The organism is Glaciimonas sp. OK215 (genome assembly GCF_057787885.1).
In genome coordinates, this window is record NZ_CM173544.1 from 4,010,272 (window position 1) to 4,031,288 (window position 21,017).

Below are 21,017 nucleotides of genomic sequence, written 5' to 3' on the forward strand. Positions count from 1 at the left end.
GTTTGTATGGCAATACGTTTACTTTTGGGTGCAAGACGATCGAACCGCTACCGGTTGATGATGCCTGCGTTCGCACTGGCCGCTACGATGGCCGCTATCCCTGCGCCGGCATGGGCGGCGTGCGTTAAGGAAAGCGCGTGGATCGGCACACGCGATGAAGCCGGTGGGAGCGGCGGATTGCCGGCGGTAGTCAATCTGAACAACAGTGCATTTCAACCTGACGGCACCGTGATCGCCAGCAGTATCGCGAGCTTCACCACGTTTTCCTATGGAAAAAACACAAGCTACGCGCCGGAGCAGGTCCTGTATCGCTGCGCTGTCGGCGACGTCAATCAGCTATACGAGTTTTTTTCCACCAACGAAGACAGTCCTTACGGCGGGATGTATGAAGATGGTGCGCGCTTATCCCCTCCCATTCCAGGCGCGTATCGCACGTTTGTCAAAGGCATGCTGATCCGCATCACCAATATCGAAACGGGGAAAGTCTTCTCGATGAACTGGCAGGCCCGACGGCTGACCGGTCTCGATACCGACCCCGTTACGAAACAAGTTCTTGTCAAAGCCAAGAATTTCAGCGATGTCAAGGTCGAATTGATCCGCGGCGGCACCCAGGGGGAGCGGGATGATACCGGCACCGGTATGTATCCCCACAGTCAACCGGCAGGCTACATCGCATTCAGCGGACCAGGCATGAATGCAGACCTCATGAACCACATAGACCAGCCGGCACGGGGTCATTACGATGGCTGGTACGACAGATGGCCGGGTACGGTCAACCTCTATGACAGGCTTGCCGTACGGCGTCGCGCGACTTGTACGTTCGATACCGTTACCCCTGTGGTGTGGTTTTCCAAACTCACCGTCGGGCAACTTGAACAGGGCGAGGAATCGACCAAGCCTTTCCAGATACAGTTCAGGTGCCAGCGATCTGCCCCCGCCACTAACGGAGTGGGCGCCTTCGGGAACGGGGTCAACCCTGGCGACACCGCAATGGGCCTGTTGATATCGGCTGCCAACTATCAGAGTGCCGTCGCCGAAAGGCTGGTGACTCCAGCTAACGGCGTCACCTACCTGCTTTCCGATGGCTATCGCACGGATCCCGGCATGGCGACCGGGGTCGGCATCGCACTGGCAGAGAACAACGTGCCGATGAATTTCCTGAGCAGCGACCTGGTCATGGGTGGCAAGCAACCCGCCGGATGGTATCCCGTGCTGGGCAGCCCAGCCACCACTATCGCCGGGGATACGATAAACGGCGTCACCGCGTACACCAAGACGCTGACGGCGTCGCTGAAAAAATTGCCGGGCAAGACCGTGACGCCGGGCAAAGTGTATGCCAAGGCGCAGGTGGTCATTCGTGTTCAATAGGATGCCGCCTGCCGTGCAATCGCGTGATGAGGGCTGTCCCTCAAGAGGGTTCGTACACCGCTTGTATATGTCACTCTTATCTCCCAACGCTGAGACACTGCGGTTCGCTTTGTACTGTCTGCTGCTCTATCTGGCCAGTGTGCCGGCGTTCGCCGGTGTGACGGCGGAATCGACCAGGGTCGTTTTTTCCGCCGGCGCTACCGAGCAGTCCCTGCAACTGGTCAACCTTAACAAATATCCGGTGGTGGTCCAGGCCTGGGTCGATGACGGCAAGCTCGATGCCGTGCCGGAGGAATCGACTTCCCCGATCATCACCCTGCCGCCGATTTTCCGGATGAACCAGGGCGACCAGACCAGCCTGCGGCTGATCTATTCCGGCGCACCCCTGCCCAAAGATCGCGAGTCGCTGTTCTGGCTTAACCTGTATGAAATCCCGCCGAAGGCAACGGACTTGCCGCCGGAGGCCGCGACCCTGTCGGTTGCCATGCGGACCCAGATGAAGGTCTTTGTGCGCCCCGAAAAACTGCCATTTTCCGCCGACAAACTAGCGGAGCGGCTGGTGTTTTCCCTCAAGACGGATGCGGGAAAGCCCCATTTGACGATAGCGAATCCGACGCCGTATTTCGCCACGATCGGGTCGCTGCGGGTGGTCACCGGCGGCGCGTCTCAGGAGCAAGCTGTCGAGATGATGGCGCCGTTCTCGCGCGTGACGCTGGAGCTCGCCCCCTTTCCTTCCGCTGCTGCCTCGAATGCCGAGATCCTGTTTGCCTTGGTCAATGACGACGGTAATCTGGCGCTCGGGAAGCAGACGATCACGCCGGAATAGGGTCCTTAGGTATTGCTGAACACCCCCCGTTATAACTAACTCGGCCCGCCAAGCGAACATTCAATCGCTGGCGGGCCACATTCTCTACACTCTTCGAATCTTCATCGACCAACAATTTTTTTCAAATAATTGTAGCTATTGTCATTCCGGTCTCTGCTGCCGCGATATTTACTATCGAATTTATCACTCCAGATAGCCGTGGCTGGCTGATTCTGATTCCAGTCGAAAACCGTAAATCGATGCTTGATACGCCACTCGCCGTTACGCCGTTCGAAATGGAAATGATGTCTTCCGCCCAGGATCCCTTCCATATCCGTACCGTTTTCGTCATGAACATGATAGGCCAGGACGTAGCATTCGGCGCTGGCCTTGTCGCCGTCCAGCTCGATCAATATATTGCTGATGCGATGTTGCGAGACTTTCAGCGCTGCAAAGCCCTGCATGGCAATCGGCACGAATGCCAAGGCGTTACCGTCATAGGAGAACAGCTCGGGATATAGCGGGTCCTGATGCGCCTCAATGGCGTCTTCCCAATAGGTCGATTTCATCAGGTCGCCGTCCATTCGATCCAGGGCGCGGGCAAACTTGTAGATCAGCTCCGTGAGTTCTTGCTTATCCAGCAGCTCCTGCAGTTTTTTTTGCACATCCATATCAATTTCCTTTTAGAGTGGCATTCGGATGCCTATTTTGAGCAATATGAACCCGTTCCAATGTAGGAAAATTCTGAAAAGAAACAGCATTCTCTCCGATCAATACTTCCCTCTTGGTGAGTGCCATCTCTTTACCACTCGTAGCGATCCGCTATTCGGCAGGATGATTGTTGGCACTCACGCCTGTGTTTTCTTCAGCCTGCGGTCCAGTTCCAGTATCGTCTGGTACAGCACACGCGTTCCATCCAGCAGTTGCGCGGGCTCTATCCATTCTTCGGGGCAGTGGCTGCGGCCGTTCAGGCAGGGAATGAAAATCATGCCGACAGGGCCGGTGGGCGCGACGTAGACCGCGTCGTGTCCGGCCCCGCTGGGCATGCGCATGCACGGATATGCCAGTCCGGCTGCCGCCTGTTCTATCGTCGTCATGACCAGCTCGTCGCAATCGGTCGGCTTGGAGCTGCTGACCGTTTTCATCTCCGCCGTCACGCCCAGGAACGCGATATCGGCGGCGACCGCTGCCATCAATTGTTCCGGAAAGCTTTCCAGAACAGCGGCGTTTTCGCTGCGCACTTCCATCATCATTTCCACGCTTCCCGGTACCGCATTGGAAGCGTTCGGCGTCAGGGACAAGCGCCCTATCGTCGCGACGACATAGTGCGGCTTGCCGGACATCGCGCTGGCTTTGCGGCTGGCCGCATCGATGATGCGGGCGGCGCCGACCAGTGCATCCTTGCGGATATCCATCGGCGTGGTGCCGGCATGGTCCGGCTGTCCGCTCACGCGAATCGATACGCGGCGGATGCCGACGATATTCGTCACGACGCCGATCGGCAGACCGCGCTTTTCCAATACCGGTCCCTGCTCGATATGCAGCTCCACGAACGCTGCGGTGCTGGCGGCCGGGCGCAGCGCTTGCGCCAGGCGCTCGGGATTGCAGCCTATGCGGCGCATGCCTTCGGCCAGGGTTTCGCCGTCGGGATTGCGCGCTGCCAGCATCTCCGGCCCCAGCGCACCGGAAAAGGCGCGGCTGCCGATGCAGGAAATGCCGTAATCGCTCGGTTCCTCCGAAAGAAAATCGATCACCTCGAACGGATGATCGAGGGCAATGCCCTGCTCATGCAGCGTATGGGCGACTTCGATCCCGGCCAGCACGCCGATGATGCCGTCGAAACGGCCACCCATCATCACGGTGTCGCAGTGCGAGCCGGTGACGATGGGTTGGCGTTCGGCGCTGCCGGCACGCGCCGCGAGACGGCCGACCAGATTGCCGCCGTCGTCTTGCCGCACGCTCATCCCGGCGGCGGCGAACTGTTCGCGCAGCCATGCGCGCGCCTCCAGAAATAACGGTGAAAATGCGCGGCGCGTCCAGGGCACGTCGGGCAAGGTCATTTTGGACAGGGTTTCGACGCGTGCCCACAGGCGGTCGGCGTTGACAGGAGGGAATGAAAGGTTGGACATGTGCAGATTTCCTAAAGATTGACTCAGGCCGAGGGACGGTTGGCATGCGGACGCAGGAACCGGCCGTAGCCGGCGTGGTTGGTGATTTTCTCGCCGTCGTAGGCAAGCCTGCCGCGACAATAGGTGGCCGCTACCTTGACGCTGAATTCGCGGCCCTCGAACGCACTCCACTGCACGGCCGACAGGCTGTGCGCGGGATCGAAGCGGTAGCGTTCCGGCGCCAGCACGACGATGTCGGCATCTGCGCCGACATCGAGCGAGCCCTTGCGGTCCTCCAGCAGGAAATGGCGCGCCGGATTACGGCACAACTGGCGCACCACCATCGTCGGCGCAATTCCGTGCTCTTCACATCCGGTCCAGAATGCCGGCAGCAAGGTTTCCAGTCCGGGGCCGCCCGAAGCGTTTTTGAAGATGTTCGGATTTTCCTTGCGTTCCAGTCCCCAGCTGACATGGTCGGATGAAACGAAGGTACATTCGTTGCGCGCCATATGCGTCCACAACAGGTCGGCCTCGGCCTTTGGCCTGATCGGCGGATAGTGCTTGGTCTTCGCGCCGAATTGTTTGCTGTGTTCTTCGTGATTCAGCATCAGGTATTGAATACAGGTTTCAATCGACGCCTGATGCCCGGCGCGGCGGTACATATTGCACAGTTCGAAGCCGCGCGCCGTCGACACATGCACCGCATGCGCCCTGGCGCCGGTTTCCGCGCCGATTTCATAAATCAGCGCGGTCGCCAGATTTTCGATCAGCGGCGTGTGTGCGCGCATAAAGGCGTCCCAGCCGGTGTCGCCATTTTCGATCAGCCGCTTGATATTCTTGCGCGTCAATTCCTGCATCTGGTTGTGCACGCCGCAGGCCAGCCCGGACGGTGCAATCAGCCTGAAGGCTTCGTACAGATCGTCTTCATCGACGCGCGGAAAGCGCCCCGGCGTCGCTTCGAAGGTCGAGAACTTGAAGGCGCATACGCCGCCCTCGATCAAGCCGGCGGCGGCATCCATCCCGTGCTGGTCGTTGAGCGTGCCGAACAGCGCGACATCGACGTGGCAGTCGCTCTCCACTTCAGCTATTTTTGCGTCGAGATGAGGGCGCGAAGCGACCGGTTCCGGATCGTCGTAAGGCATGTCCACCATCACCGTGATGCCGCCGGCGGCGGCGGCGCGCGATGCCCATCCCAGGCCTTCTTGCCCGGCCTGGCTGCCGGAATGCACCTGACCGTCGACGACGCCGGGAATGATCCAGCGCCCTTTGGCATCGACCATGTCCCTTGCCGCCGGCGGCTGGCCTTGTCCGCGCGCGGCGACCTTGCCATCGCGCACGGCGATCCAGCCGTTTTCCAGCACGCTATCCGCATCGACAATATCGCCGCGCACCACCAAATCGAAATCGCTCATCGCCAACCCTTTTCCCAAAAGTTAAACACTGAGCGAAAGTGTAGGATGGCTTGATCCAAAATACCTTATGCTTATATATACGATTCAATTAACATGAGGTTAATGGTTATGAAGTTGAACTTGCGCCAGATCGAAGTCTTCCGCGCCATCATGCTGAGCGGTTCCATCAGCGGCGCGTCCAAGCTGCTGTATGTCTCGCAGCCTGCGGTCAGCCGGTTGATTTCCTATACCGAGCAAAGGCTTGGTTTGCTGCTGTTTCAGCGCATCAAGGGCCGCCTGTATCCGACGCCTGAAGCGCGCCGCTTGTTCGAGGAAGTCGGCGCCGTGTACCAAAGCGTACAGCGGGTCAACGAAGTCGCCGAAAATCTGGCGGAAAACCGGATCGGCCAATTGCGCATTGCCTGCAGCCCGAATATCGGGCAGTCGCTGATGCCGTCCGCGGTGGCTATTTTCTGCCAGCGTTTTCCGGAAGTCAGGATCGTGCTGCACACGCTGCTCCCCAGCATGATGCTGCAGGGCTTGCTGACGCAGCAGGTGGAGTTGGGCGTGACGTATATGCCGGTCCCGCATCCCAGCCTTGAAATGCGGCCGTTATACAAAAACCGGATCATGGCGGTGCTGCCGGCCAATCACCGGCTGGTGTCGCACGCCGAAGTCACGATCCACGATCTGATCGACGAGCCGCTGGTCGGTTACAGCAGCGATATCCCGTTCGGCCAGCTGGTGCATCAAATGTTTGGCAGCGAACAGCATCAGCCGGTGTCGCGCGTCGAAGTGCAGCAGGCGCACGTTGCCTGCGCGATGGTCCAGGCCGGCGTCGGCGTGGCGCTGATCGACGAAATGACGATCAAGGGGCCGATCTGGTCGAACGTGGTCGCAATTCCCGTCACGCCGCAGGTGAATGCGCCGATCAACGTCTTCAATATTCAGCTTGAACCGCTGTCGCGGCTGGCGCAGGAATTCATCTCTATTCTGGAAGGTCTGGGGTCATAGGCCCAAGGGAGTGTAAATGCCGGTTTTGGCCTCATTTGCCGGTCGCTTGGGATCGTCCAATAAACCTCCGTTTTTTGGACCATCTTGAACCTTGTCCTATCTTGGTGTATAAACATACAAACACATAAACACCGATCAAGGAGTAATCATGAGCCAGATACGCTGGAATATTGCAGTTTCATCCGATACCGATCAATCGCTTCGCATGTTTCTCGCCAGCCAGGGCGGCGGTCGAAAAGGCGACCTGTCACGCTTTATTGAGGAAGCCGTTCGGGCGCACATCCTGGAGTTGACCGCAGAGCAGGTCAAGTCCGCCAATGCTGGCGTGACCGAAGGTGAAATGACCGCGATTGTTGAAGAAGCTTTGCAGTGGGCGCGTAATCACTGATGCGGGTAGTACTCGACACAAACGTGTTGCTCTCGGCACTTATCTCGCCGCATGGAGCGCCGGATGTTATTTACCGTGCTTGGCGTGCCGCCAAATTCGAGGTAGTCACGTCGCTTGTGCAACTTGACGAGCTTCGCCGTGCCAGTCGTTACCCGAAGTTTCAAGCGGTACTGCAACCACACCAAGTGGGCGCGATGGTCAACAATCTCCAACGCGCGATCGTTCTGGATCGGCTTACATCGGATGTTGAGGCTGACGATCCGAACGACGCGTTTCTGCTTGCGATGGCGCTCGCAGGGGATGCTGACTATCTGGTAACTGGAGATCGTCGAGCTGGCCTGTTACAGAGAGGGAATTTTGGCCGAACGCGGATTGTCACATCCGGTACGTTCTGCTCGGAAGTCCTCTGACCGCTTGTGTGGATATCAAGAATGAAATTCCAGCTAGATCGCCTGTCGGATAGCTGAATCAGTCGGGCTTGGTAGCCGCTTCGGGGTAAAGCTCCGGGAAAAGGAACTGCAGCGAGTCCACCGGCAAGCCCCAGCGCACCGGCGCCGAGGCGGTATCGCTGACCAGCAGCCCGTCGTGCAGCAGCCTGGATATCAGGGAGCGGGCCGTGCGCTCGCCCAGGCCGGTCATCTGAGTGAACTCCCGGCGGGTGAGCGGGCCGGCCAGCAGCGTTGCCGACCGGACAATATCAGCCGCCTTCTCGGTCAGCGCTAGGGGAATGAGCGACGGGACCAACGGTTCGAACTGGTGAGGGGAATCGTACATCTTTTTTGCCGCCATTTTTTCCAGGTTGTCTGCCATTGTAAGCCATTGAAACGACTGTAAATTATAAGCAAATCAGGTGCATGTATCCATGAAGTTTTGCCGCCCAATTTGCCTCTGTACGCTATTGAGCGCTCGAATGTCCACACTGCTTATGCCAGCATGTTGACAATCTGGTTGCTTGTATAGGAAGCATCAAAATAGCGACTATTTGGAGGTTTGGGCCATCTGCTTATCAACACCCGTACCGGCGTCAATTATTTTCGGCATTACTTGCCCTTCCTTCATGGTGCACGCGCGCCCCTTTTTCATGCGTGCATGCCGCTGCGCCCTTCCCGCCGGCCCTGGTTCCCAGGGACGCCAAAACTTCCGCATCGCACCAAAAACAGGCGTTAACTTGCTGTTATATGCCATTCACAAAAAGTAATGCGACATTAAGAAAAATCCTACTTAGTATCGGAGCCGTCAAGACATGCAAAGTGTCTGGCAGCGCACTCTTATCAAACGTTGCATCAGGTTTGGCAGCGATGCACCAGGCGATTGCTCCAACAATAAATGATGATTAAAAAGGATACAAAAATGGGACAGCTATTCACTTTCAGGGATCTGGCGGCAGCCGGCGCTTCCGTCTTTGCCGGCGGCCGCTCGGCCAATCGTCGGCCCGGGCGCCTGCAGCGCCGGACGTTGACTCTCACGTTCATGGCGGCCGCCGCGCTCTGCACCGCTCAGGCCCGTGCCGATGTCGAACTCGATGGGCATAACGCCACGCCCGAATCCATTGCGCGCATCGCCCAGGGTGAACCGGTGCGGATTGCGCCGCAGGCGCGCGAGCGCGTGCGCCTGGCGCACCAGGTGCTGCTGAATGCCGCACGCAACGGTCAAAAAATATATGGCTTGACCGTGGGCGTCGGCCTGAACAAGGACCGCGAGATGGTCGATGCCAAGGGCCAGCTGACGCCGGAAATCATCGACGCATCGCGCCGCTTCAATGTCGGTCTGTTGCGCGCGCACGGTGGCGGCGTTGGACCGGATGCGCCGGTGCTGGACACGCGTGCGGTGATGGCGGTGCGTCTCAACGCCCTGCTCAGCGGCGGCGGCGGCGTACAGGAAAGCATTGTCGATACCTATCTGCGCTTCCTGAACCAGGGCGTGACGCCCGCCGTCCCATCGGCGGGCTCCATCGGCGAGGGCGACATCACACTGCTCAGCCACGTCGGCATCGCCATGCTGGGAGAAGGCGATGTGTATTACCAGGGACGCAAACAACCTGCGGCGGATGCGCTGAAGACCACCGGTATTGCGCCCATCCAGCCATTCGGCAAGGACGCACTGTCTATCCTCAGCTCGAATGCCTATGCGTCCGGCCTGGCCGCGCTGACGCTGAACGATCTCGCGCACCTGACCCGCATTTCGAAGCTGGTGTACGCCCTGAGTCTGCAGGCATTCAATGGCAACGTCTCGCCCCTGCTCGAAGATTCGCTGGCGCTGCGGCCGTTTCCGGAAACGGTGCGGGCCGGCGCCGACATCCGCAAACTGCTGGACGGCGCCAGTCTCTGGAATCGCGACCCGGCGCGCGCCTTGCAAGATCCGCTCAGCTTCCGCACCGGCGTCTATCTGCTGGGCGAGCTCGATCGCAGCTATGCGGAGACCCGCGCGCTGATCGACGTCCAGCTGAATTCGTCCGACGACAATCCGGGCGTGGCCATCGGCGTAACGCCGAAATCCGCACGCTGGCAGGAAAAGCAAGGCTACCTGAACAGCAAGGGCGCGGTGCTGCCGACCGCGAACTTTGAACCGCTGCCCTGGGTGCTGGCATTCGAGGAAACCGGCCTCGCACTGGCGCACAATTCCCTCGCCTCGGCGCAGCGCATCATCAAGCTGAACGATCCGAATTTCACCGGACTGTCGCGCTTTCTCGGCACCGACAACACGGTCCACGCCTTTGGCGCCATGGAAAAGCCAGCGGTGGCACTCGCCATGGAAAACAAGGCGCTGGCCATGCCGGTATCGCTCGATTACCTGCCGGTGGCCGGGAATATCGAAGACGTGGCGACTAACGATCCGGTAGTCGTACAGCGCGTGCGCAAGCAGGTCGACAACAGCTATGCGCTGCTGGGCATCGAACTGATTCACGCGGCGCAGGCGGCGGAACTGCGGCGTCGCAAGAATCCCGATTTCGTGCTGTCGCCGGCGACCCAGGCCTTGTTCGATGCACTGCGCAAGCGCGTACTGTTTCTCGACCAGGATCGCCCGCTGACCAACGATTTCCGCGCCGCCGCGGACGTGCTGCGCCAGTTGCCGCAATAAGCCGCTTTTCCCCCTAAAAAAATCGGACGGCGAATTTGCCGTCGATCCGACGCTGCGTATGCAGCTCTCTAGTCACGCCTGTTGTGTCTGGCATGTTGGCGTCTGCCGTCAGTTCACCGGCGCTAGGGGGGAAGCCGTCGTTATGCGTGCAGCGTTGTGCGCATGACCAAAAACAGATTTTTCCATCCCTTGGGAGTACTACATGAAGAAAGTTATTCTGGTTGCAGGTTTGTTGAGCGGTATTGCCGGCATGGCGCAAGCCCAAACCAACATCACGATGTATGGCATTGTCGATTTGGGGTTGAACTACACCAACAATGACGCTGGTAAAAGTGCGGTTCAAATGGAAAGCGGCTACGCACAAGGTAGCCGCCTGGGCTTCAAAGGCAACGAAGACCTGGGTGGCGGCTTGAGTGCGGTGTTCCAGCTTGAAAACGGTTTTAATGCAAGTACTGGTGCGCTGGGTCAAGGCGGGTTGCTGTTCGGACGCAAGGCATTGGTCGGTTTGTCGAGCACAACCGCCGGTACCGTCACACTCGGGCGTCAATATGACTCCATCATCGATTACGTCGCCGGGCTGACAGCGAATGGCAACTGGGCCGGCTATCTGTTCGCGCATCCGCTGGATAACGACAACACCGATTACTCGTTCCACATCAATAACTCGCTCAAGTACACCAGCCCAAGTTTTAGTGGCTTGCAGTTCGGCGGCGTGTATGGCTTCGGCGAAACAGCCGGCAATAATACGGCTAATCGTACCTATAGCCTGGGCGCCAGCTATGTTAACGGTCCATTGTCGGCTGGCCTGGGGTACATGAATCTGACCAGCCCCGGCAGTACTGCCAGCGGTTCTGTCACGCCAACCGACGTGACCTTCCTGGCTGCGCGGCAAAAAACCTTCGGCGCCGGTATCAACTACGCGATTGGTGATGCGACGCTCGGGTTCGTGTATACCGGCACCAATCTGACCAATCCAAGCGGCGTGAACAGTTACATCAACTCGTTTGCACCAGCCGTCGGCACCTTGACTTCGCTCAAGTTCCAGAACTACGAAATCAATGCCAAGTATCAATTCACACCTGCGTTTTACGCCGGGGCGATGTACACCTACACAAAAGCCAAGTACGACACAACGGTTGGCACTGCCAAACCGAAATGGTCGACCTTTGGTCTGATGGCGGATTACAACTTCTCCAAGCGGACTGATGTTTATGCGCAAGCCGTTTATCAAAAAGTTGGTGGGGATGCGACTGGATCGGTACTTGATCAAGCCTACATCCCCGGTTCCGGCGGCAGCGGTTCGGACAATGAAAAGCAAGTTGCCGTGCGCGTAGCATTGCGTCACAAGTTCTAGGCAACATCCGGGTAGCGCAGGGTTGCGCCGTTGGAGTTTGGCGCGACCCTGCAATATCTGTCATTTTGGTGCGGTGAAAGTCGTCCGGCGACAACCCGGGCTGGCAGGAACAGCTAGGCTACCTTTTCCACAGACTGGAGCCGAAACCGTCACTCGCTTTACCCGATAGCGGCCGTTTGAAGTTGGCCATAAGTACGGTCAGCTACTGACCCGTTTTGCAAGGCCCAACGCATTGTGACGGACGCATCCAGAACGAAACCGCCTGCCATCAGCGTCGTCCTCGCAGGCGCATTTCGGAGAATTGCTCTTGATTAATCGCAGCTGTACGCATTGCCTTGATAGCAACGATTGCTCCCCGCGTCTGTTGCGCAGCGCGACTGGCGCTGGGCACCAGATCAGCCACAGGTTCGCCCCGATTTGTAATGGTGATCCGTTCGCCCTGTTGCACTTGCTTGATGAGATCGGGCAGTTTTGTCTTTGCCTCATAAATACCGTATTCGCGCATGACTACCTCCGTAATTTCCGTGACATGGTCTAATCTAGACACTAGACCAACTTCATGCAAGGGATGAAATACTCAATGTCCGACAAATTAGGTTTTTATCTTATGGATGATTTGGAGCGGTCAACTGCCGGCAAGTACGGTCCTACCAGTTCGGGGTTTGTTTGCCAGGGATGTTGATTTGCCCATCGGATTGACGCATTTCCAGCCTACTTCTTAATCCGCCATGGAGGGATCGGCCCAAACTGTTGCGTCACATGCTCGATAAATTTCTTTACCCGCGCAGACAGGCCGCGGCGTTGGGGAACCAGGGCAATGACGTCGGCGGGCGGCATGCTCCACTCGGGAAGAAGTGCAATTAGCTTGCCGCTCCTTATGTTGTCAGCGACGTCCCACTCGGAACGGATGATGATTCCCTTCCCAAGCAAGGCCCATTGGTGGATAACTCTCCCCAAATTTTGACGCCCTGGTTAACCGACCTTGAAACCCCGGCACTTGTCCTGGATAGAGACCGGATGGACGGCAATATTGCGCGCATGCGTTCAAGCCTGGCCCGGTTCGATGTGCGTTTCAGGCCGCACGTAAAGACCAATAAGTCGATCAACGTTGTCAAGAATATGCTTGGAAATGCCTCCGGGCCAATGACGGTATCGACACTTAAGGAAGCCGAATATTTCTCGGCATATGGCTTTAAAGATATTTTGTACGCCGTGGGCATCATTCCGGGCAAGTTCGACCATGTGATCAAGCTGCGGCAAGCGGGTACAAAACTCATCGTGGTATTAGATAGCCTCGAAATCGCGCAGGCGTTATGCGACAAGGCGAAGCAAGCGAGCACCAGCTTTGACGTAATGATTGAAATCGACTGTGACGGTCACCGCTCCGGCGTCGCCCCCGAATCGTCATCCCTGATCGATATCGGCACAGCCCTGGTCGCAGGTGGACAACATCTCAGCGGCGTCATGACGCATGCCGGCAACTCCTATAACTGCCGATCCATAGACGCCATAAAAATGATGGCCAGCCAGGAGCGCGATGCCGCAGTGCGTTGCGCGCAACGCTTGCGCGACGCCGGAATTTCATGTCCCACGGTCAGCGTCGGCTCGACGCCTACGGCCATGTTCGCCGAAAACCTCGATGGTGTGACCGAAGTCCGTGCAGGCGTTTTCGTCTTCGGCGACCTGGTCATGGCGGGGCTGGGTGTCTGCAGCGCGGAAGACATTGCGCTTTCGGTACTCACAACGGTCATAGGCCATCAAAAGGATAAAGGCTGGATTATCATGGACGCGGGCTGGATGGCCATGTCGCGCGACCGTGGGACTGGCAAACAGCCGGTCGACCAAGGTTATGGCCTGGTCTGCGATCTGAACGGAGAGCTGCTTCCCGATGTTCTGGTGATCGACGCCAATCAGGAACATGGCGTGATAGCGCATCGTTCAGGGGATCCTTTGAAAACGCCCGATCTGCCCATCGGCACCATTCTGCGCATACTGCCAAATCATGCTTGTGCAACCGGCGCGCAACATTCCCGCTACCACGTAGTCCATCGTCATTCTTCCGAAATCCTGGACGTATGGGAGCGATTTCGCGGTTGGTAGAAAGTGAGGCGCTGATAGCGCTTGCTGAAAAGTTCGAAAGGAAAAATTCCAAGCTCAAGTCACCCGCCCGTAGTTTCAAAGCCTTGCCGCATGCCGATCGTCCTCAGCGCATCCAGGAGAACTTTAGTGCGACGTGGCAAGCCCTTTGAGCCATACACGGCATGCATCTGAGGGCTCTGTCCCGCTGAAGATACCAGGCGATATGCCGGGCATACCTGTACCAGGGTGCCGGCCTTGAGCGCCGGTTGCGCCACCCAGCTTGCGAGTCGTCCTATCCCAATCCCGGCGCACACCAATTCATACAGCCCGCTCCCGGTATTGACCCGATGGGCGGCCTGCATGCGCATCCGTACCGTGCGCAACTCAGACTTGAAGTACCAGTCCTTCAAAATTCGCGGAGCGGTATGCAGCGCCATGGCATGGCCGACCAGATCCTCCGGTTCCAGCGGCGCTCCATGCTGTGCGATATACCGGGGGCTGGCGCACAGGATACGGTCATACTTCCAAAGCGGATAACCAATCAGCTCGCTGGAAGCGGGATAGGCGCCGCGAATCGCAAAATTCAGGTTCTCCTGGATTGGATCGATTACCACGTCGGTATACAGAACATCGATCCGGATATCCGGAAAATCTCGCGCCAGAATGCCAATTTGCTCTGGAAGAAAGAAGCGGCTGCAGATTTCCGGCGCCGAGAAGCGGATCCATCCTTTTGGGTCGGATTGGAGGCTTGAAATTTCTTCTTCCGCTTCAGCCTGGACTTCAAGCATCTTCTTTGCGAACTCATAATAAATTTCGCCGGCGCCCGTCAAGCTAAGAAGCTTGTGCGAGCGCTGGAGCAGCTGGACGCCTAGTTGCTCCTCCAGAGACTGCAGGGTTCTTGTCGCGGAGCTGGGGGATATACCCATGAGTCTTGCCGCAGTGACGAAGCTTTGTTTCTCCACGACGGCACAAAATACCTTGAGTTCCCATAGTGTTCTTCCTTGCATCTGTCCAGATCCTCATTTGGTTTGCTGCAACACCGTGTTGCAGCAGCAACCAAGGCATCGACTCTACACTTCACCCGTCCGATTCTTAACCAAAATTCATATCCTGAGTCGGAGCCTTCTTCCGGAATCATTGTTAAGTGCAGCTTAATTTAGCAATACGGATAATTTAACCACATTGGCGAGGCGGGGAATGATAATTCGCAAACGCCAACCTGATTGGGACTGAGATGACCCCAAAATACCCAGCTTTGCATTCTAGAAAACGCGCTACGCGTTCATCTGATTCTGAACTATCAAAACAAATTCATCATGAAAATTATCCATACGCAAGCATCGCCGGCTCCGCTCGGTCACTATTCCCAGGCTGTTGAACAGAGCGGCTTTGTGTTTGTATCAGGAATGCTGCCGGCCGTCGGCGTGATTGACCCAGGCAAGCACGATTTCAAGCAGCAGTCTGAAGCGGTACTCAGTCAATGCCAGAAGGTATTGGAGGCAGCAGGTTGTACCTATGCCGACGTGGTCCAGGCCACGGTCTATTTGGTTGGCGTTGAAAACTGGGGCGCGTTCAACGAGGTGTATAGCCGCTTTCTCGGCGAGCACAAACCGGCCCGCGCGGTGGTGCCGGTTCCAGCCCTGCATCATGGTTTCGCGGTGGAGTTGCAAATCGTCGCGTATCTGCCGCCGGAGAAGCAATAATGACCAGCGATCAGAACGAAACTGCCATTGGCAGTCAGCACATACTTCTGCTCTCGGAAACAGGTACTGCTCCTCATTTGGTCTAGTGCAACACCGCGTTGCAACAGCAACCAAGGAATCGGCTCTACACTTCACTCATCCCATCCTTAACCATAGCCGAGAGATAAACATGAACACTAGCGATAACCTGCGCTTCAGCGATGTGCGACAAGCTGCCCAAAGGATAAAAGGAGCGGCGCATCGCACGCCGGTCATGACTTCCAGAACGGCGAATGAGCTCGCCGGCGCGGAACTTTTTTTCAAGTGTGAAAACCTGCAGCGCATTGGCGCCTTCAAGTTTCGCGGCGCCTGCAACGCATTGTCCCGATTCTCTGAAGAGCAGCGTCGCAACGGTGTGCTGACGTACTCGTCCGGCAACCATGCCCAGGCCATCGCATTGGCCGCCAACCTGCTTGGAATCCGTGCAGTGATCATCATGCCCGAGGATGCGCCCGAGTTAAAGATTCAAGCGACGAAAGGCTATGGCGCAGAAGTCCTCACTTACAACCGCTACACGGAAAACCGCGAAGAAATCGGCCGCAAGCTAGCCGAAGAAAAAAACATGACGCTGATTCCGCCCTATGACCATCCGGACGTCATTTGCGGCCAGGGCACGGCGGCGCTGGAACTGTTCGAAGAGGTGGGCGAGCTTGATGTGCTGCTGGTCTGTCTCGGCGGTGGCGGTCTGTTGGCTGGATCGGCGCTCGCCGCAGCGGGGCTCAGTCCACAATGCAAGGTGATCGGGGTCGAACCGGAACTTGGGAACGATGGACAGCAATCATTCCGTAAAGGGGAGGTTGTACATATTGCGGTGCCGGACACCATCGCCGACGGCGCAAAGGTAACGCATATCGGCCAGCATAATTTTGCGGTGATCCAGCGCCATGTTCACGACATTGTCACGGTATCAGATGCTCAACTCATCGAGACGATGAAATTTTTTGCCGAGAGAATGAAGCTCGTAGTGGAACCGACAGGTTGCCTGGCGGCTGCAGCGGCGCTTCACCACGCGTACCCGATAGCGGGAAAAAGGGTCGGCGTCATCATCAGCGGCGGCAACGTCGACCTGACTTCCTTCGCAAAATTTATAGCCTGACGTCATGCGGAGGGGCCGCCGCTGAAGCGGCCCGGCCCCTGTGAACAAGGTCACATTCGTCAGATTGCCGGCCGTCCGAGCGCCAATACTTTGCCCAGAAAAGCGCGGGTGCGCTCATTCGCCGGATTCGTGAAAATGGCTTCCGGCGGCCCCTCTTCCACGATCACGCCCTGATCGATAAAGATGACCCGATCGGCCACCTCGCGGGCAAAGCCCATTTCATGGGTGACGACGACCATCGTCATGCCTTCGATCGCCAGCGCTTTCATGACGGCCAGAACTTCCCCGACCAGTTCCGGGTCCAGTGCCGAGGTCGGCTCATCGAACAACATGACTTTCGGCTCCATCGCCAGGGCTCTGGCAATCGCGACACGCTGCTGCTGGCCGCCCGACAGATGATTCGGGAAGGCCGCGATCTTGTCGCTCAAGCCGACCTTCTCCAGCAGCTTTACCGCCATTTTCTCGGCGTCCTCGCGTTTTGTGCCGCGCACCTGCATCGGTGCCATCATCACGTTTTCAAGCACCGACAGATGCGGGAACAGATTGAAACGCTGAAACACCATGCCGACGCTTGCGCGCATTTTATTCAAATCGGTTTTGTGGTCATGCACCGCAAAACCATTGACAAACACTTCACCGGACGAGAGTTCTTCCAATGCGTTCAGACAGCGCAGGAAAGTACTTTTGCCGGAGCCGGACGGTCCGATCACGCAGACCACTTCGAACGGACGGATATCGCAATCGATACCTTGCAATACGGCATTGCTGCCGTAATTTTTGTGCAGAGCCTTAACGTGAATCATTTTTTCCATACCTTTTTTCCAGATGCTCCACAAACGCCGACATCATCAGGGTCATGACCCAGTAAATCACTGAAATCGTCAGATACGGCTCCCAATACCGCGCATACGCGCCCGACACGGTGCGTGCGGCGTAGGCGAGTTCGCCCAGGCCGATGGCAGACACCAGCGACGATTCCTTCAGGATAGCGATCGCATTATTGCCGAGCGGCGGCAACATGCGGCGGAATGCCTGCGGCAGGATGACGCGGCGCATGGTCTGCATATACGTCAGACCCAGCGAACGCGAAGCCTCGCTTTGTCCGCGATCCAGCGATTGAATCCCGGCCCGGAAAATCTCGGACACGTAGGCTCCCGAATTGAGCGAAATGGCGACCACGCCTGAAATGAACGCGCCGTAGTTGGAGCGCAGATAGCCGCCCATTTCGCCGGAGAAAATCAGGCCGTTGTTCGGGCTGATCAGCAACGGCATCAACGCAAAATGAATCATCAGAATTTGCACGAACAACGGTGTGCCGCGAAAGAAGCTGACGTACACGCGTACCGGAAATTGCACCAGATACTTCAGGACGTATTTGAGCGGCGCGTGCCGTGCCTCGGCCAGCCGCCCGACGCCCAGCAATAGACCGAGCGAAGTGCCGACAATGACACAGACCACCATACTCTTGACCGTCATCCAGGCACCCTCGACAAACAAGGGGGCGTATTCCTGGATGATGTCCCATCGGAACCAGGGTTGCATGTATTAAATCCTATAAAGTAAAGATGACGTAGCAGATCTGCGTACGTCGTCGAGGCAGCGCCAAATTGCCAGGGATTATTGGGCCGGTAATGCCGGTGCATCGGCACCGAACCACTTGCGATGGATCTTGTTGTAAGTACCGTTGGCGATCACGGCTTTCAGCCCGCCGTTGAGTTTATTCAGCAATTCCTTGTTGCCTTTTTTCACGGCCATGCCCAGATACTGGTCTTTGAAACGCGGATCGCGCATCACTTTGAAGTTCTTGTTCGGGTGGCTGTTGGTATAAAACTGCAATACGCCGACATCGCCGATAGCCGCACCGACGCCGCCCTGGAACAGCTCTTCGAGCATCAGCGGGGTCGAATCGAAACGTTTGATGGTCGGGCTGTTTTTACCGAATTCTTCGGAGGCGGCCGTGTCGCCTGCACTCGAATTGACGACCCCGATATTCACGCCCTTCAGGTCTTTCAGGGTCGCGGCCTTGCTGTCCTTGTTCAGCGCAACCGACTGATAGGCCACAAAATAGGGAGCGGAGAAATCGACTATTTCCTTACGTTTATCGGTGATGGTGATGCCGGACATCAAAATGTCGCGGTCGCCGGTGTCCAGCGTTGCGAAAATACCTTCCCAAGGCGTATTCACCACCTTGACCTTGAAGTGGCCCGCTTCGGCAATCGCCTTGATCAGGTCGATATCGAAACCGACGATTTCCTTATCTTTCGTTTCAAACTCGAACGGCCGGTAAGTCGCGCCTGAGCCGACGATGTATTCGCGTTGCTGTGCAGCAACGCCACTGGAAATCAGGACCAGCATCGCGCTCGCGGCGACGGTCAACAACTGTTTGAAAGACATAAAAACTCCTGTGGATGAAGATGAAACAATAAAACAGCATAAAACGAGCATGAAGCCATGAGCGGTTTAGCGCCCCTCGCTGACCCATCTTGCCGGACGCATGCCGGGTGCAATGCATCGCTGCGCTGACTGCCGGCGCGGTGCCGCTGACATGATTTCGTAGTCGAACCGATCCGTCAAGCATCGGCACCGAAAATATCCCGGTCAGCGTCCTGCGGACCCATTCGCAGGTATTCCGGCTGCAGCGCCTCTCAAGAGCGAAAAGCGTGCCAACTGCAGCAGGCATTACAGAAGCTGGCGGCATCCTGATGCATCACTTCGGTGACTTCCGTGATACATGCTGCACCGAAACAACGCTAGCACAGCAACGCCCGTGATTTTGCGTCGCCGGCCAGCTGGCGCGCTCATTGCACCGCCTTTCGATGCCGTGCATAGATTTCCACCGGATGGCCCGGCTGGTTGCCAGGGACGCTTTGGCGCCACCAGTCGGCGACCTCGGCGCCGCTGGCGAACCAGACGTCGCCGCACGCGCGCATGTGGCCGAGCAGTTCGCGCAGGACCTCGATGCGTCCCGCCGTGCCGATGATTTCCGGATGCAGCCGCAGCACGAAACACAGGCCGAAACGATGGAACCCGTCGAAGTCGGCCTTCCAGTTCGCCAGCACTTCGCGATACGATGGAATTCTCGGCTGTCCGACCGGCACCGCCGGTGCCAGGTTGTAGACGAAGTACGGTTCGTCTTCCAGTTCGTAGTGCAGCGGCAGCTCCACCAGACTTGGCGCGCTGCTTTCCGCAGCGGTATCCGCAACATGAAAATAAGGCAGATCGTCGCCGCGCCAGGAGGACGACCACGTCACCCCCTGCTCCCGCAGAAAGTCCGCGAATCCCGGCGCCCAGTTGCCGCTGAACGAGCGAAACCCCTGGGCGGGTCGGCCGAGCGCTTCCGCCAGCGCAGCCTGTCCCGCGCAGAACGCTTGTTTTTGCTGGTCGAGCGTCAGCCCGTCGAAATCCTCGCAGCGATAGCCGCTGATGCCGATTTCGTGCTGCTGCGCAGCAATGCGCCGCAGCAGCTCGGTATGCGTCTGGGCGACACAACCGGGCACAAACCAGCTCGCGCGCAGATTGAATTCTTCGAGGGTATCGAGAACCCGGTCCACACCGCGTTTTGCGCCATAGCGCCATACGGAAAGCGATTTTTCGCGTCCCGCGATAGCTGGCGCTTGCGTCAGGATGCCGTGTTCGTCGTTGAAGTCGACCGTGATGACGACCGCGCTTTGCGCGTTCTCCGGCCAGCGTGGATGTTTCATCTGTGGATTTCCTGTTGATGCGACGATGGATCTTGCGTACGCCACCACTCGGCCACTTCGCGGCAACGCGCGAACCACACGTCGCCTTGCGCCAGCATGTGGTCGATCAGACGTTCGAGCAGGACGATCCGGCCCGGCTTGCCCGACACCTTCGGGTGAAACAGCGTCGTCAGACACAGGCCGTCGCGATGCGAGCCGTCGAATTCGCGCCGCCAGTTGTCGAGCGTGCCGTCATAGCCGGCGATACGATCGAGGCCGGCAGGAAAGTCCGGATTGCGGTGATACGCGAGCGACGCGTAGTCGTCCAGTTCCCAGCGCCCCGGTATCTCGACCATCGTTTGATCGCTGCCGTCCACGTGCAGCAAATAAGGGCGGTCGTCGCCGCGCATCGAACTCGAATAGCGCACACCGGCTTCCATCAGCACGCGGATCGTGTCAGGCCCCCAGTCGCCGGAGGGCGTGCGAAAGCCGACCGGCCGAATGCCCAGATAGTCATCGAACACCTGTGCCGAGCGCGCCATCACTGCGCGTTGCTGAGCGCGGTCGAGTACCCAGAACGACTCGTGCCGGTAACCGTGATAGCCGATCTCATGACCGCGCGCGACGATCGCCGCGCATTGATCCGGCCAGTTCTCGACCACCCATGCGGGCACGAAGAAGGTGGCCGGAACCGCGCGCTCGTCGAGCATGTCCAGCAGCCGGCCGAGCGCGCGCCACGGACCGTAGCAGCCAAGCGTGAAATACGACGGATTGTTCCAGATCGAGCCGTCGAGCATCGCGGCGCCCGTCGGGCCGTCCAGGTCGAACGCCAGCGCGACGCAGGAACGGCGTCCCCCGGGCCACTGCGGCATAGATTGCATGTTCAAACCCCTTTCCACCCAGTTTCAATTGCT

At 57.8% G+C, this 21,017-nt stretch carries 22 protein-coding genes; 10 read left to right on the forward strand and 12 right to left on the reverse strand.

What is annotated here, in order from left to right:
* The first annotated feature begins 6 nt into the window (after positions 1-6).
* Positions 7-1,368 (forward strand): fimbrial protein, encoded by a 1,362-nt coding sequence (locus AC3CHX_RS18510; RefSeq protein WP_488629493.1) that lies wholly within the window; start codon positions 7-9, stop codon positions 1,366-1,368.
* A gap of 67 nt (positions 1,369-1,435) precedes the next feature.
* On the forward strand, positions 1,436-2,194 hold the full coding sequence (locus AC3CHX_RS18515; RefSeq protein WP_488629494.1) for a fimbrial biogenesis chaperone: 759 nt from the start codon (positions 1,436-1,438) through the stop codon (positions 2,192-2,194).
* A 101-nt stretch (positions 2,195-2,295) separates the two neighbouring features.
* Here the strand turns inward: AC3CHX_RS18515 and AC3CHX_RS18520 are convergent, their stop codons facing one another.
* The 3 genes from AC3CHX_RS18520 to ertD form a co-directional block, all read right to left on the reverse strand.
* Positions 2,296-2,844 (reverse strand): nuclear transport factor 2 family protein, encoded by a 549-nt coding sequence (locus AC3CHX_RS18520; protein ID WP_488629495.1) that lies wholly within the window; start codon positions 2,842-2,844, stop codon positions 2,296-2,298.
* 177 nt (positions 2,845-3,021) lie between these two features.
* Positions 3,022-4,302, reverse strand: coding sequence for an N-carbamyl-l-glutamate amidohydrolase ErtE (gene ertE, locus AC3CHX_RS18525; protein ID WP_488629496.1), 1,281 nt, complete (start codon positions 4,300-4,302; stop codon positions 3,022-3,024).
* 23 nt (positions 4,303-4,325) lie between these two features.
* Complete coding sequence (gene ertD / locus AC3CHX_RS18530; RefSeq protein WP_488629497.1) at positions 4,326-5,693, reverse strand: hydantoin-5-propionate amidohydrolase; 1,368 nt, start codon at positions 5,691-5,693, stop codon at positions 4,326-4,328.
* Between the two features lie 108 nt (positions 5,694-5,801).
* On the opposite strand from ertD, the gene AC3CHX_RS18535 reads away from it, so the two are divergent.
* The 3 genes from AC3CHX_RS18535 to AC3CHX_RS18545 all read left to right on the forward strand — a co-directional run bounded on the left by AC3CHX_RS18535 (position 5,802) and on the right by AC3CHX_RS18545 (position 7,484).
* Complete coding sequence (locus tag AC3CHX_RS18535; protein ID WP_488629498.1) at positions 5,802-6,686, forward strand: LysR family transcriptional regulator; 885 nt, start codon at positions 5,802-5,804, stop codon at positions 6,684-6,686.
* A gap of 148 nt (positions 6,687-6,834) precedes the next feature.
* On the forward strand, positions 6,835-7,074 hold the full coding sequence (locus tag AC3CHX_RS18540; protein ID WP_488629499.1) for a ribbon-helix-helix domain-containing protein: 240 nt from the start codon (positions 6,835-6,837) through the stop codon (positions 7,072-7,074).
* On the forward strand, positions 7,074-7,484 hold the full coding sequence (locus AC3CHX_RS18545; RefSeq protein ID WP_488629500.1) for a putative toxin-antitoxin system toxin component, PIN family: 411 nt from the start codon (positions 7,074-7,076) through the stop codon (positions 7,482-7,484). Before AC3CHX_RS18540 ends, AC3CHX_RS18545 begins: the two co-directional genes overlap by 1 nt.
* Positions 7,485-7,542: 58 nt before the next feature.
* Here the strand turns inward: AC3CHX_RS18545 and AC3CHX_RS18550 are convergent, their stop codons facing one another.
* On the reverse strand, positions 7,543-7,884 hold the full coding sequence (locus tag AC3CHX_RS18550; protein ID WP_488629501.1) for a hypothetical protein: 342 nt from the start codon (positions 7,882-7,884) through the stop codon (positions 7,543-7,545).
* Between the two features lie 660 nt (positions 7,885-8,544).
* On the opposite strand from AC3CHX_RS18550, the gene AC3CHX_RS18555 reads away from it, so the two are divergent.
* Entirely contained in the window at positions 8,545-10,152 is a 1,608-nt protein-coding gene (locus tag AC3CHX_RS18555; protein ID WP_488644860.1) for an HAL/PAL/TAL family ammonia-lyase, read from the forward strand.
* Between the two features lie 202 nt (positions 10,153-10,354).
* Entirely contained in the window at positions 10,355-11,506 is a 1,152-nt protein-coding gene (locus AC3CHX_RS18560) for a porin (RefSeq protein ID WP_488629502.1), read from the forward strand.
* 268 nt (positions 11,507-11,774) lie between these two features.
* On the opposite strand, the gene AC3CHX_RS18565 is transcribed toward AC3CHX_RS18560, so the two are convergent.
* A complete protein-coding gene (locus tag AC3CHX_RS18565) occupies positions 11,775-12,053 on the reverse strand; it encodes a type II toxin-antitoxin system Phd/YefM family antitoxin (RefSeq protein WP_488629503.1) in 279 nt (92 codons plus the stop codon).
* 164 nt (positions 12,054-12,217) lie between these two features.
* Positions 12,218-12,463 (reverse strand): LysR substrate-binding domain-containing protein, encoded by a 246-nt coding sequence (locus AC3CHX_RS18570; RefSeq protein ID WP_488629504.1) that lies wholly within the window; start codon positions 12,461-12,463, stop codon positions 12,218-12,220.
* Positions 12,464-12,523: 60 nt separating this feature from the next.
* Between AC3CHX_RS18570 and AC3CHX_RS18575 the strand changes: the two genes are divergently transcribed.
* The gene (locus AC3CHX_RS18575) at positions 12,524-13,606 is read left to right on the forward strand and encodes a DSD1 family PLP-dependent enzyme (RefSeq protein ID WP_488629505.1); all 1,083 of its coding nucleotides are present in this window, start codon (positions 12,524-12,526) and stop codon (positions 13,604-13,606) included.
* A gap of 59 nt (positions 13,607-13,665) precedes the next feature.
* Here the strand turns inward: AC3CHX_RS18575 and AC3CHX_RS18580 are convergent, their stop codons facing one another.
* Positions 13,666-14,592, reverse strand: coding sequence for a LysR family transcriptional regulator (locus AC3CHX_RS18580; protein ID WP_488629506.1), 927 nt, complete (start codon positions 14,590-14,592; stop codon positions 13,666-13,668).
* A gap of 309 nt (positions 14,593-14,901) precedes the next feature.
* Between AC3CHX_RS18580 and AC3CHX_RS18585 the strand changes: the two genes are divergently transcribed.
* Both AC3CHX_RS18585 and AC3CHX_RS18590 read left to right on the forward strand, forming a co-directional pair.
* Positions 14,902-15,288, forward strand: a complete 387-nt coding sequence (locus AC3CHX_RS18585) for a RidA family protein (RefSeq protein ID WP_488629507.1) — start codon at positions 14,902-14,904, stop codon at positions 15,286-15,288.
* A gap of 169 nt (positions 15,289-15,457) precedes the next feature.
* Complete coding sequence (locus AC3CHX_RS18590) at positions 15,458-16,423, forward strand: threo-3-hydroxy-L-aspartate ammonia-lyase (protein ID WP_488644861.1); 966 nt, start codon at positions 15,458-15,460, stop codon at positions 16,421-16,423.
* 59 nt (positions 16,424-16,482) lie between these two features.
* Here the strand turns inward: AC3CHX_RS18590 and AC3CHX_RS18595 are convergent, their stop codons facing one another.
* The 5 genes from AC3CHX_RS18595 to AC3CHX_RS18615 form a co-directional block, all read right to left on the reverse strand.
* Complete coding sequence (locus AC3CHX_RS18595) at positions 16,483-17,226, reverse strand: amino acid ABC transporter ATP-binding protein (protein WP_488644862.1); 744 nt, start codon at positions 17,224-17,226, stop codon at positions 16,483-16,485.
* Positions 17,213-17,965: an amino acid ABC transporter permease gene (locus AC3CHX_RS18600; protein WP_488629508.1), complete on the reverse strand. Its 753-nt coding sequence runs from the start codon at positions 17,963-17,965 to the stop codon at positions 17,213-17,215. The genes AC3CHX_RS18595 and AC3CHX_RS18600 overlap by 14 nt, the downstream gene beginning before the upstream one ends.
* A gap of 75 nt (positions 17,966-18,040) precedes the next feature.
* Complete coding sequence (locus AC3CHX_RS18605; RefSeq protein ID WP_488629509.1) at positions 18,041-18,817, reverse strand: basic amino acid ABC transporter substrate-binding protein; 777 nt, start codon at positions 18,815-18,817, stop codon at positions 18,041-18,043.
* A gap of 404 nt (positions 18,818-19,221) precedes the next feature.
* Positions 19,222-20,124, reverse strand: a complete 903-nt coding sequence (locus AC3CHX_RS18610) for a polysaccharide deacetylase family protein (RefSeq protein WP_488629510.1) — start codon at positions 20,122-20,124, stop codon at positions 19,222-19,224.
* Entirely contained in the window at positions 20,121-20,984 is an 864-nt protein-coding gene (locus AC3CHX_RS18615; protein ID WP_488644863.1) for a polysaccharide deacetylase family protein, read from the reverse strand. Before AC3CHX_RS18615 ends, AC3CHX_RS18610 begins: the two co-directional genes overlap by 4 nt.
* Positions 20,985-21,017: the final 33 nt, after the last annotated feature.